This is a genomic window from Pedomonas sp., assembly GCF_036515995.1.
Taxonomy (GTDB): Bacteria; Pseudomonadota; Alphaproteobacteria; order Sphingomonadales; family Sphingomonadaceae; genus Pedomonas.
This window is the reverse complement of record NZ_DATBUP010000175.1, coordinates 1-11823: the sequence shown is the minus strand read 5'-3', so window position 1 is coordinate 11823 and position 11823 is coordinate 1. Positions and strand designations below refer to the sequence as shown.

The 11823-nt window shown below is 61.9% G+C and carries 9 protein-coding genes; 3 read left to right on the top strand and 6 right to left on the bottom strand.

The window, feature by feature from the left end; genetic code table 11:
* Both VIG90_RS13160 and VIG90_RS13155 read left to right on the top strand, forming a co-directional pair.
* The coding region (locus VIG90_RS13160) for a helix-turn-helix transcriptional regulator (protein WP_331593979.1) at positions 1-448 on the top strand (448 nt) is incomplete at its 5' end.
* A 248-nt stretch (positions 449-696) separates the two neighbouring features.
* The gene (locus tag VIG90_RS13155; RefSeq protein ID WP_331593978.1) at positions 697-1575 is read left to right on the top strand and encodes an SDR family oxidoreductase; all 879 of its coding nucleotides are present in this window, start codon (positions 697-699) and stop codon (positions 1573-1575) included.
* Positions 1576-1718: 143 nt separating this feature from the next.
* On the opposite strand, the gene VIG90_RS13150 is transcribed toward VIG90_RS13155, so the two are convergent.
* The 4 genes from VIG90_RS13150 to VIG90_RS13135 all read right to left on the bottom strand — a co-directional run bounded on the left by VIG90_RS13150 (position 1719) and on the right by VIG90_RS13135 (position 7098).
* Entirely contained in the window at positions 1719-2459 is a 741-nt protein-coding gene (locus tag VIG90_RS13150) for a TetR/AcrR family transcriptional regulator (protein ID WP_331593977.1), read from the bottom strand.
* A 380-nt stretch (positions 2460-2839) separates the two neighbouring features.
* Positions 2840-3352 (bottom strand): nuclear transport factor 2 family protein, encoded by a 513-nt coding sequence (locus VIG90_RS13145; RefSeq protein ID WP_331593976.1) that lies wholly within the window; start codon positions 3350-3352, stop codon positions 2840-2842.
* Between the two features lie 90 nt (positions 3353-3442).
* Positions 3443-5620, bottom strand: coding sequence for a TonB-dependent receptor (locus tag VIG90_RS13140; RefSeq protein WP_331593975.1), 2178 nt, complete (start codon positions 5618-5620; stop codon positions 3443-3445).
* A 146-nt stretch (positions 5621-5766) separates the two neighbouring features.
* Positions 5767-7098 carry an MFS transporter gene (locus VIG90_RS13135; RefSeq protein ID WP_331593974.1) on the bottom strand — a complete coding sequence of 444 codons (1332 nt, stop codon included), beginning with the start codon at positions 7096-7098 and terminating at the stop codon, positions 5767-5769.
* Positions 7099-7373: 275 nt separating this feature from the next.
* Between VIG90_RS13135 and VIG90_RS13130 the strand changes: the two genes are divergently transcribed.
* On the top strand, positions 7374-8525 hold the full coding sequence (locus VIG90_RS13130) for a DUF2889 domain-containing protein (RefSeq protein ID WP_331593973.1): 1152 nt from the start codon (positions 7374-7376) through the stop codon (positions 8523-8525).
* 185 nt (positions 8526-8710) lie between these two features.
* Here VIG90_RS13130 and VIG90_RS13125 read toward each other — a convergent pair whose 3' ends face one another.
* Both VIG90_RS13125 and VIG90_RS13120 read right to left on the bottom strand, forming a co-directional pair.
* The gene (locus VIG90_RS13125; RefSeq protein WP_331593972.1) at positions 8711-10303 is read right to left on the bottom strand and encodes a GMC family oxidoreductase; all 1593 of its coding nucleotides are present in this window, start codon (positions 10301-10303) and stop codon (positions 8711-8713) included.
* Positions 10304-10438: 135 nt separating this feature from the next.
* Complete coding sequence (locus VIG90_RS13120; RefSeq protein ID WP_331593971.1) at positions 10439-11347, bottom strand: LysR family transcriptional regulator; 909 nt, start codon at positions 11345-11347, stop codon at positions 10439-10441.
* Between the last annotated feature and the right edge of the window lie 476 nt (positions 11348-11823).

Here is an 11823-nt window from a genome sequence, read left to right as displayed (position 1 = left end):
CAACCAGGCAGCCCGGGACAAGGCGTTCCGAGCCTTGCTGACGGAGGTCCGGCAGGGTGTCGGCGCCGCGCGCCGCCTGTTCTCGATCGAGCGCCCTTCGGGCCGGCCTGAAGTCGCAGCTGTCGTGCAGCCGGTGCCGGTCCGTGATTTCATGCAGTCTGCCTCCACACCCGTCATCGCCATTTTTCTGACCGACCCCTCGCGGAGCAGGGTGATCGAAGGATCGGTCGTCAGCAAGCTGTTCGCGCTGACCCCGACCGAGGGCAACATCGCTGCGGCTCTGGCCAATGGCCTGTCGGTAAGTGACGTCGCGCAGAAACTGGGAATAGCCGAAAATACGGTACGGGCCCACCTTCGCTCGATTTTCCCAAAGATCGGCATCAAGCGTCAGCTGCAGCTGGTCAACATCATTCACGCCAGTTTTCCGGGCGGTATATCCTCGTCCTGACTTTTCGAAGGCGACAGCAGCGCTGTAGAGTTGGGGCGCATCCGGGCCCCTCGAGAAATTTTGCGTCTTGCCGGTGGGGAACTGTCGAATTCACATGCACATCTAATCAATTTATGGGTGTCGATCCGCCCGGCTGGATTTCATTGTCGTGACCGACAGGAACCAATGTGACGCGCAATCGGGAGCCTTCATGGCGGCAGCCCCCTTGGTGAGCCGCGCATCTCCTGCCTCAACCTGCGCTTTGAATTTTGAACGAGCTTTCCCCTGGCCGGGGGATGTCACTCTTCGAGTTGATGCCCCCGGTTCTTTTGCTGCGGATCTCAATGGAGGGCACTGGAATGCTGAAGGTGGATCTTGCCGGCAAGACAGCACTTGTAACCGGGTCGACCCGGGGCATCGGATACGAGGTTGCACGCCAGCTGGGTGCGTGCGGTGCTCATGTGATCGTCAACGGCCGAACGCAGGCAGCTGTCGATGAGGCTCTTGCGACTTTGCAGGGGTGCGGCAGCTACAGCGGCGTTGCCGCTGATGTCACGGTCCTTGAGGACCTGGAGCGCCTGGCGAAAGCCATTCCAGATTTTGACATCGTCGTCTCGAACGCCGCCGTCTTTGACTGGACCGCCTTTTTCGAGACAACCGACGATGATTGGCAGCGGCATTTTGAAGTCAATGTCCTGTCAGGCGTCCGGTTGGCGCGGACCTATCTACCTGGAATGCTCGAACGGAACTGGGGCCGCTTCGTTCTGGTTGCGTCGGAAGCGGGGCTGAACATACCGCCCGAGATGATCCATTATGGGGTTAGCAAAGCCGCGGAAATCGCGCTGGCACGCGGTCTTGCGGAGCTGACCGCGGGAACGGGCGTGACGGTGAACAGCGTCCTGCCCGGGCCAACCCTGTCGAGCGGCAGCGATGATTTTCTGAGGGCCTATGCCCAGAGACATGGCATTCCAGAAGACTCTGCAGACCGTCATGCAGCAATGTCACTGCGGCCCACAACATTGTTGCAGCGCATGGCGACGGTTGAGGAGGTTGCCAGCATGATCGTCTATGCATGCTCGCGGGAGGCATCGGCGACACGTGGTGCGGCGCTGCGTGTCGAGGGCGGAATACTAAGGCATCCAGGCTAAGGGGCGTTTAGAACAAGAAGCAGCATTCAACTCTCCTGTTCAGGCTGTAAAGGCGAGCCGGATGCCTCGCAGAAAGCCGCAAAGGCATCCGGCTCGTCAACATGACACATCAGCTTGGAACGCACTGTTCTCGGTCTTGCCGATCAGGTCGAGGGAGCTGCAACCTGGGTGCTGGCCTGCGTTACGAGAATACAGGCCGCGGGACCTTCTGATGAAGGAGGCTCACTGCAGACTATGCTTGCAGCCAGTTCGACCGCCTGAGCAAGATGCTCCGCTCGATCCCGGTTGGCGCTGCTGCAGCCCAGCGCCGCCAGGTAGCATTCATTGAGATTGGCCGAGATGGTCAGAAGCAAAAGGCAGGCGTTGCTGACCCGTAGACGCAGCAGGACCTTCGGGATGTCAGGGCAATGCGGTTTGATTGCCTTGTAGATCTCTCCCAAGCGCGGTGTCAGCAGTTCGGCGGCGGCCTGCTGAGCAGGTTCAGCATCATCAAGACACAGGCGTGCCAGGAACGGAATCACATCTTGCGCCCAGTTCTCCGCCTGTTTCAGTTTCTCCAGATTGAGCAGGAAATGGGCAAGGATGGTCCGGACATCAACTGTCGCTTCCGGGGCGATGGCGGTTGGCCAAGCCGCATTGATCGCCCGGGCGGCCTCGCGGAGCAGCCCCTCCTTGCCTTTGAAGTGATAGTGAATAGCGCTGATGTTACGCGATTTTGACACCTCGACAATGCATCGCAGCGGAACGTTGGAAAACCCGAGCCTTGCACCCAGATGAATGGTCGCAAGAATCAAACTCCGGCGGGTGGCATTGCCGCGCTCCTTGCGAGAGAGCAGTTGGTCGTAAGCTCCGGTGATCAGGGCATTGGCCGTTATCAGGTCCATGCAAGCGTCCTTCCTGTCTGGCGTTGCCTCCTGCGACAGCTTTGGGCAATGCCCCTCCTGTCGCGTGACAACACGCGTTTGAAAGAAATGGAGGCTTCTGGAGTGTCAGTGCTGCCTAGGGCAGCGGCCAGCAGGGGTCATCGGTGAACGACGCTATGGAATGGCGTGATCGAAATCGCCCTGTTATAAAAAACTCTATTTAATTAAAAATATGGTCCAGAAGTATTGGGACATCATTACCATGGCTGAGCATCATATTTCAAGGTCGCAATAGAATTTTGGGTAATTCTATTATTTTATTTAAGCGCTGCCCACTGTGGGAGGCAGCCCTTGGCCGACAGCCCGCCTTTACCTGCGGATCGAGAAGAACCTGCAGTTGCTCAGTCGTCGTAGAAGGGAGACAGAGAGCGCGACGGATCATCGAGGCCGATGCTGCCTCGCAGGAGCGTGGCGGCGGTCATACCCGCGTTCGCCGGCCGTTCTTCGCTCCAGTCAACAACGCGGGTGCGCATCTGGAAGACCCAGTGCCCATCATGGCGCACATAGTGGTCAAGGTAGCGGCCGCCGGCGACATAATTCATGCCGGATGCCGGAAAATGGTGAAAGTTGACCGTGTAGATCTCGCCCCGTGCAGTGTCGCTTTCCACAACAAAGAGTGAATTGGCGACCAGATGCTGGGTTTCCATGTCGACCATGGACTGCTTCAGCCATTCGATGAAGTCGGCGGGCCTGCCCTTGAACATCCCGCCGTGATCGTGGCAGCCGTCGGGATGATAGAGGGTAGCAAGCCTTGAAAATTCTCTGCGATCGACGGCACGGGCATAACGCAGCACAAGTTCCTGCAACTCCTGCTTGTCTGCCAGAATCTGCAATCGGGATGGATGCAATGTCACTACGGGCGCTCCTCTTGCTGGGGCAGGGCGGGGCAGATGCCGGATGGCCTGCTCTGGCCCCGCCCATTTTCATGAACTGGCGGCCGTACCTTAAAAGGCGAGGTTCAGATCAATGCCATAGGTTCTTGGTTCGCCATACAGTGCGCCCGGGGCGAACAGATTGCCGTGTGCCACATAATAGTCGCGGCCCGTCAGATTTCGCCCCCAGATGCCAAGACGCACATCGGCAAAGGCGAGCGGCATATCCGTCAGATTGAGCCGGGCATTGAGGAGGCCGTAGTCGCCGATGATGTAGCGCCAGTCATTGGCCTGGCTGTACTGCTTGTCCTGGAAGCTATAGTCCGCAACCGCGCTGACGGTGCCGATCGGGGTCGGCGGGAATGTATACTCAAGGCTCATCGTGATGTTGTGCTTCGGCGCACTGATGTAGGGATAGTTGGCGGTGATATCCTTCCCCGCCGGATCGATGATGCTCGTATACTTGGCGTCGAGGTAGCCGTAGCTGAGCGCAATGTTCAGGTCGGGCGAGGGGCGCATGACCACGTCCAGCTCGACGCCCTGGACCCTGGCCTTGCCGGCATTGATCACGTCGATGACCGATGGCTGGAGCGGATCGGGAACGTTGACCTGGATATCCTTGTAGTCCATCCGGAACAGGGCGACGTTGAACCGCAAGGTCCGGTTAAGCAGGTCTGACTTGAGGCCCAACTCGTAGGATATGACGTCCTCGGGCGCGAACCCCTCGCTGAACCGCTGGAGCGAGCTGGCGCCAACGTTATAGCCGCCAGTCTTATAGCCGGTTGCAACGCGGGCGTAGGTATTGACCTGATCGGTGACATCGAACGCCAACGTCGCGCTCGGGCTGAAGTCCTCGAAGCTGCGGCTGCCGCGCCCAACGGGCTCGGCTGCCGGTGGCAGCGCACCCACCTGAACGGATCGCTGGAAGGTCGCCTGCCGTTCGTCTCTCGACCACCGCCCGCCCAGGGTCAGGTGCAGACGATCCTCGAGAACATCGGGTGTGTAGGTTGCCTGTGCATAGGCCGCATAGGCTTTATTCTTGGCGCCGATGCTGCGTTCGATGAGGCGGCTGGCCAGTTGGAAGGCAGTATCAAAGCCGTCGGCGTCTTCCTTGAAGTAGTAGGCGCCAAGAGCGTAGTTCAGCCGCTCGCCGATCTCGCCGACCAGCTGCACCTCCTGCGAGAACTGCTCCTGCTTCTGGTCGAACACGACAAAGGAGGCGGCAAAGGGCCCGAAGACCCCGCTCAGGTAGTCCTGGTTGGTGAAGCTGTCGAGCTTGCGGAATGCGGTGATGGACTTCAGTTGGGCGGAAGCGGACAGGTCCCAGCTCGCTGTCAGATTATGGCCCTGGGAGACGATATCGTTTCGCTGCAGATTGCGCACGAATGGCGAGCCTGCCTTTGGCCGCTTCAGGGTTGCCGGATAGAGTGGGACCGATGCCGCATGGGCCGGGGTATCGTCGATCTCCGTGCGGTCATATGTATAGCGCAGCTCGAACTCCGGCGCCGGCTGCCAGAGAAGCGATGCCCGGTAGGCTGTACGGTCCTGATCCCCGAAGCGCTTGACGCCTGTTCCAAGGTTCTCCGTGATGCCGTCCCGCTTGCTGCGGAAGTACGACAACTGTGCAGCGAACTGCTCGCCGACGGGAATGTTGACCAGCGTGCGCGAGCGGAAATGATCGAGGTTGCCAATGCTGAGGGTCTGCTTGGCGCTCCATGCGCCAAGTTTGGGCGCCGAGGTGATGAAGTTGATAGCCCCGCCCGTGGCATTGCGCCCGTAAAGCGACCCCTGCGGGCCCCGGAGAACCTCGATCCGCTCCAGATCTGCGACCTCGGTTGCCAAGCCCTGGCTGCGCGCCACGTAAACGCCGTCGATATAGACGGCAACGCTCGGGTCCTGCGTAAACTGGTCGTTATTGCTGCCAATGCCCCGGATGTAGATGCGCTGTGTGGTTGCGTTCCCGGGGAAGGGGGTCAGCTGCAAATTGGGAACCTGTGCCGTCAGATCGTTGATACCGGTAATGGACTTATTCTCAAGCATGGCCTCGCTGAAGGCCACGATCGAGATCGGCGTTTCCTGCAGGGATTCAGCCCGGCGCTGCGCCGTGACGATGATCTCCTCGATTCCGCCTGCAGCCTGCTGCGCTGATGCGCCGCCTGCGCAAAGCAGCGCCGCTGCGGTGGCGAGTCCGGAAATCGAATGGCGCAGCAGGGGGGCGGCATGAGACCGTCGGGCAGGGTTCCAGAACATCTATTTCCTCCAAAAACATCGCAACATTCATGTTTGGCTGGGGATTGGCCGACTGCGCGGGGCCGCCTCGTCGCCCCGGCGTCCTGCTGGGGCGCAAACATGGCTCGAGGATGCGCCCGGTCAGGGCTGCGTGGGCTCGTCAGGTATCAGACCAAGGCTTCGTCCACCTTCTGCTCTGGTCGGGTCGCTCCGAGCTCCCGGGGAAATCGGATTATCAGAAGCGCCGAGATGGCATGGCCGATTGCCGGGCCGATTGCAAAGAAGCCGAGCAGGCCGGCGAGGGCCTGTGCATCATTGGGACCAGTCGGATTGAACCCGAACTGCCCGATGACGAAGAACGCGATCGCGACCGACAGGGCCATGGCAGCATTGGTCGTGACGTTAAAGACAGAGGAGAGGAGGCCCGCACGCTCCATGCCGGTCGCCTTCCGGTGGCGATCAGAGATGTCATAGATCATTGCTCGCAGCATGAGGTTGCCGGAGCCCTGCATGAGGCCTTGGGCAACCACAAGGCCGACCAGAAGCTCGACGCGCTCGGGCGTGAGCAGCAGCAGACCGAGGTTGATGACGACCTGAATGACTTCCGCCAGGATCAGGGTGTTGGGACGCCCGAGGCGATAGCTGATGCGGGCCCAGAGCGGCGCGGCGAGGATGCCGAACAGGAATTGGATCAGAAGGAGTATGCTGGCGATGCCCAGCCCCATGTAATGGCTGACGACAAAGACAAAGACTGCGCCTCTTGCGCCCTGGCCCAGCGACACGAAAAAATCCGAGGCGATGATCCGCCAGAGCAGTCGATCGCGCGCCAGTTCCGCAAGCGCCGCCTTCTGATCCGCAAGGCGCGGCCGGGAGACATGCCTGGCGGGGGTTTCTTGAAAGAAGGTGATGATGAGAAACAGCCCGACGATCGTGGCGACTGCAACAAACAGCCCCATCGCCCGGACACGCAGCGCCAGATCGCCGACGCCCAGTGCATCGAACAGGGATGGCATCAGAAGAACAAGAAAGATGCCGAGGGAAACGGCGGTCTGGATGAAGGCCTGGATGCGCGCCCGCTCCTTCGGATCATCCGACAATTCTCCACCCCATGCATAAAGCGGGGTCGAGACTGCCGTCCAGCCGAGGCAAAGCGCGAGAAGCCCGATGCCGAGCCAGGCGATGCCGACCCCTTCAGGCGGGATGAAGATCGCCAGCGTCGAGACGAGGAACAGGAGCCCGCCCCCCATGATCCAGGATTTGCGCTTGCCGAAGCGGCTGCTGGTATGGTCCGACAGCCAGCCGACGATCGGATCGCTGAAGGCGCTCCAGAGCCGGCTGGCCAGAAAAACCAGGCCGACGGTCTCAATACCCAGGCCCATGGTCGTGGCGTAGAAAGTTGGCAAGAACGCCTGCAGAGGAATATTGAAGCCTCCTGTTGCGATGCCGATCGCCGAAAAGGCTGCCAGCCTTTGGGTGCTGAGGCGTGGTGCGCCGGTCATACACATGCTTCCTGTTCCAGTGCGGAGCTATGGCAAGCTCCTAACGGCCTACTCGGATATTGTCTTAAGAATAGAACTTTAGGGCACCCGATGGTCTACTGATGATCATGACAGGTCTCACGGGACGCGCCGCATCCTGCCGGCGTTTAAGCGGCGACCAGGATCACCAGAGAAATGAGGAGGGACGGTCAACCGAGATGAGGCTTATCGTGGCCTCCTGCATGAGAGCACGCCAGCCCTGACCTGGCGATGTTACTGGCCTTTGGATGCCCCGCGTGTCTTATATCCGGCGTGCTGCCCCAGTAGCTTGTTCGATATATGAGCGGGTTCCCTCCGGCGGCGTAGTAAAACCGCTTGACGGTGCTGCTGGGTTCGATGTGATCTACGCGCGCGGCGCCGGTGGTAGCCCGTCTAACAGGCTTTCAGGTGTGACCATGACACTTATGGCATCGGAGATTTCAGGAGTAGGGCAGGCCTGCGACACGAGCGGGTTTGTGCCTGCCCGCCGGCCCTATTCCGTGCGCCGCGCCATTTCGGTTGATGTTGACCGTCCTATGGGGCGCAGCGGTGATATTCTGGTCGCAGCACGCGGCACGGATCTGCTGACACTTGGAACGTCAGATGATGTGGTTCGCGTGGCGGAGGAAAGCCTTCAGGCCAGAATCACCAGCGGCAGGGTCATTCAGGAGATCGAGGCTGCGCCGAGAATTCCTGGTATTGAGAACCTGGTGGGACGCAACTCGCTGCGCGGGCTACGGGCAGCGATCAGGCAGGAGGTCGATGGGGAAGCGATCGCTGCACGGCCGGCAAGAGTGATGCTGGATGACCTGGTCGGGATCAGTATTATCGCTGACGTTGCCTGGCTCTACTGGCCCGATGCCGCCGGGCCGGTGGAGGCTGAAGCGGGCAAACAGATCCCGCCGGTTGGAACCTGCGTTGGGTTCCGGCCAGGGGCAAGCAGCCTTGCGGGAACATTTGGCCCTGAAGATGTGCGGCGCGTCCCGAACTTGAACCGGGGCGGCGATCAGGATGCCTTTCATGCGTTGCCGCCCGGCCATGGACCGAGCGTAAGACGGATCCGCCGGATCGACGTCTGGGTCGACGGCGACATCCATATCGAGGCCATGTTCCAGGACACCGCTTCTCTTCCCGATGGGGGCCGGGCTGGGGTCCATGAGTATGCTCTAACAGCGACAGTTGATGCCTCGACCCGCAGGGTGCTTACGCTCACGCCGCAGCCAATGCTGCTGCCCTATCGTGAATGTTTTGATGCCCCGGCAAGCCTTGCGGCGCTGATCGGCATGCCACTGGCCAAACTGCGGGAAAGCGTTCTCGTCCAGCTCAGAGGCATGGCAGGCTGCACACACCTGAACGACGCGGCCCGTGCCTTGTCGGAGGTCGGCGAACTTGCAGACATGCTGCGCTGAGCATCAGGCTTGCGCTCTCGCCCCGATACGTTCTCGACGCGTTCCGCAGCCTCTGGAACAAACCAGAAACACTGCGCTGACCGCATCGCCCCGGCGATACTTTCGAGAAACCAGGGTTGGAGCAGAGCGCGCCGCTCGGCAACGACTTCAGCCGGCAGCGCTCGGGCTATCCGCGCGACGGCCGTTCACGCCGGCTCGAGAGCGGAAGCGCGGATGATCTCGGCGGCGCGCAGGCCCATGGCCATGGCGGGGGCGTTGGTGTTGCCCGAGGGGAGGCTCGGCATGACAGAGCAGTCGATCACGCGCAGTCCGCTGACGCCGCGCACGCGAAGCTGCGGGTCAACGACGGAATCCGGATCGGAGCCCATCCGACAGGTGCCGACGAAATGGTAGGAGGAGTTGCCGTCGCGGCGATAGGCGGCGACGATGTCCTCGTTGTTCTCCACGGCGGGGCCGGGCCGGTCCTCGCTCACCACATAGTTGCTGAGCGGCGGGCTGGAAAAGAAGCGCCGGATCAGACGGAATCCCTTAACGGCCATCTCCTGATCATAGAGATCGGCCAGCCAGTTGGGCCGGATGTCGAGCGGGGCCTCGGGGTCCAGGCCGGTGATCCGCACCTCGCCCTGACTGCGTGAGCGCATCGCATATGCGCCGACGAAGCAGCCCGGGTATGGATGCATGGCCACCTTGCCCTCGCCGGGCTCGAACGAGAAGGGGCCCATCATGATCTGTATGTCGGCGCGCCGGCTGTCAGGCGCGGCGCGCACGAAAGCGCCCGCCTCGAAGGAGGCATAGGTCAGCGGCCCGCGGCCTCGCAGGGCGTAGCGCAGCAGGTTGAGGCCCAGCCTCCAGCCGGAGAATTCGTGGTTCTGGCTGGCGGCATTCAGCCGGTAGAGCATCGGCAGCATGCGATGGTCGCGCAGGTTGGCGCCGACCATCGGACGGTCCGCCACGACCGGTATGCCGAGCGTCTGCAGGAGAGCGGCAGGACCGATGCCCGACAATTGGAGAAGTCGCGGCGAATTGAGCGCTCCTGCCGACAGGATCACCTCGCGCCCGCGGCGCTCGATCGGCCCGTGCGGGCCATCGGCCGCGATCCCGACGGCCCGGCCGTTCTTGATCAGCACCCGCCTGACGACCAGGTCGGTGACAATCTCGAGGTTGCGGCGATGACGAACCGGATCGATAAAGGCCTTCGCTGCGGACACCCGCCGACCGCGCCAGATATTGCGCTGATAGTAGCCGATGCCCTCCTGATCGCCCTCGTTGAAGTCCTGCTTGACCGGCAGTCCCATGCGCCGTCCGGCCTCAATGAAGGCATCGCACAGCGGCAGGTGGTCGTCGTGCTGGCTGATCCCGATCGGGCCGCCCATGCCGCGGCGTTCCGCCCCGCCCAGGGCATGATTTTCCATTTCGTTGAAGTGGCCCGCCATGTGGCTCCAACCCCAGCCGGTGCAGCCATCCGCCTCCCAGCCATCGAAGTCCTGCGGCTGGCAACGGACGTACATCTGCCCGTTGATCGAGCTCGACCCGCCAAGCATCCGCCCGCCCATCCAGAACTCCGGCCGATTGGACCCAGCGCTCGGCACCGGCTGAAAGATCCAGCTGTGCTTGGGGTCGCCGAGCAAACGCGCATTGCCGCGCGGCATGTGGATGAGCCAGTTCCTGTCTTCGGGCCCCGCCTCGATCAGCAACACGCGCGATGCCGGATCGGCAGAAAGCCGGTTGGCCAGGGCGCAGCCGGATGATCCGGCGCCAACGATGATATAGTCGTACACGTCTGATCCTCCCCGATCGTCGGACTGGTTGGCGCGCCTGTGCGGCGGCGCTGCCATTTGTGTCGGAAAAACCAGACGCGCGAACAGCCCCCAATTGCGTAAATGCCCGTTGCGTTATGCGTAACGGTGGCGGCCTCAGGCGGAAGCCGGCGCGGCGAAGACTGTCTGCAGAAAAGCCAGAAAGACCCGCAGTTTTCCGGTCTGGTAGGGAACGCGCTGATAAACCGCAAATATGCCGTCGCCGCCGATGGTTGGCTGCACGACCGGATGATCGGGCAGGAGCCGCACCAAGCGCCCCGAGAGGATCTCGCGCTCCGCCTCCTTCAGCGGCAGCAGCCCGATGCCGATCCCCGCAACGGCCGCCCGTCCGAGGGCAAAGCCGTCGTTGACGCGCAGGCGGCCCTTCGGGGTAATGTCGGTCGTGCGCCCGTCCCGGTCCCTCAGCGACCAGTCGGTCTGCTCCGTGATGGGCTGGTAGAGAATTATGTCGTGGTCGCGCAGGTCCGCCGGGGTCAGGGGCGTGCCGTGCACGGCCAGGTAGGCTGGGCTCGCCACCAGGACGAGGGAGGCCGGCGCAAGTAGCCGCGCGATGAGATCGGTGCGATTGGGGCGTGTATAGCGGATGTCGACGTCGATGTTGCTTGCAACCAGATCGGCATCCTCATCGCTGAGGACGAGCAGCTCCACGTCCACCTCCGGGTTCTCTTCGAGAAAGCGCGGCAGGGCGGTGATCAGCCACTCGGCGGCCACTGCGCGGGTTCCCACCCGCAGGAGGCCCCGCGGGCGCGCCTCGAGCAGGGCAATCTCGTCCAGCGCGTCTTCCAGTTGCTCCAGGAGCGGGCGCACGCGCCGCAGCAGCATTTCCCCGCCTTCGGTCAAAGTGAGCGCCCGCTGCCCGCGGTTGAACAATCGCACCTTCAGCCGGTCCTCAAGCGTTGCGATCTGGCGCGAGACGGAAGCCGTCGACACATTGACCTGCCGCGCCGCAGCGGCAAAACTTCCCGACCTGCAGACCTGCAGGAAAATATCGAGTCCGTCCGCCATCTCCATTGCCTATCGCCCCGGCCGCGTAGGCGCCCGTGGCGCACGTCCCTGTCCGACCGCGTCTTCCGCCTCCCGGACAGCTAGGATCCAGGTGCGGCTGGCATTCACAGATGTCGGTTTCCGTCCCATGCCTTTTCTCTAAGCGTTTTTCGCCGTTCCGCAATGGCGGCAGGCGGTGCAGAGCGAACGAGGCATACCTGCTGGTTGGGTGGATTGGAACCGGCGTCGACAGTATAACCTATTGAAGCCAAAACGTTCTATCAAACGCAGTCTTGCGCCCTAGACACGCCCGCGCTTAGGCATTGGCTGCCGTCGCCTGATCGCGTTAACGAAATTTTTGACCCTGGAAGTTGGGGTAGGATCTCCCACAGGCCACCGGGCGCCTGGTATGGCACTGATGTAAATGCCCCTGGCGTTGCCCTCGGAATTCTGACGGCTCGATGCATGAGCGGATCTGTTGCACAGCTACCGCCGGG

What these genes read in the sequence shown, in the direction of transcription:
- VIG90_RS13120 (WP_331593971.1), bottom strand. Translation starts at nt 11,347, where the DNA reads ATGGCGGACGGACTCGATATTTTCCTGCAGGTCTGCAGGTCGGGAAGT.
- VIG90_RS13150 (WP_331593977.1), bottom strand. Translation starts at nt 2,459, where the DNA reads ATGGACCTGATAACGGCCAATGCCCTGATCACCGGAGCTTACGACCAA.
- VIG90_RS13140 (WP_331593975.1), bottom strand. Translation starts at nt 5,620, where the DNA reads ATGTTCTGGAACCCTGCCCGACGGTCTCATGCCGCCCCCCTGCTGCGC.
- VIG90_RS13135 (WP_331593974.1), bottom strand. Translation starts at nt 7,098, where the DNA reads ATGACCGGCGCACCACGCCTCAGCACCCAAAGGCTGGCAGCCTTTTCG.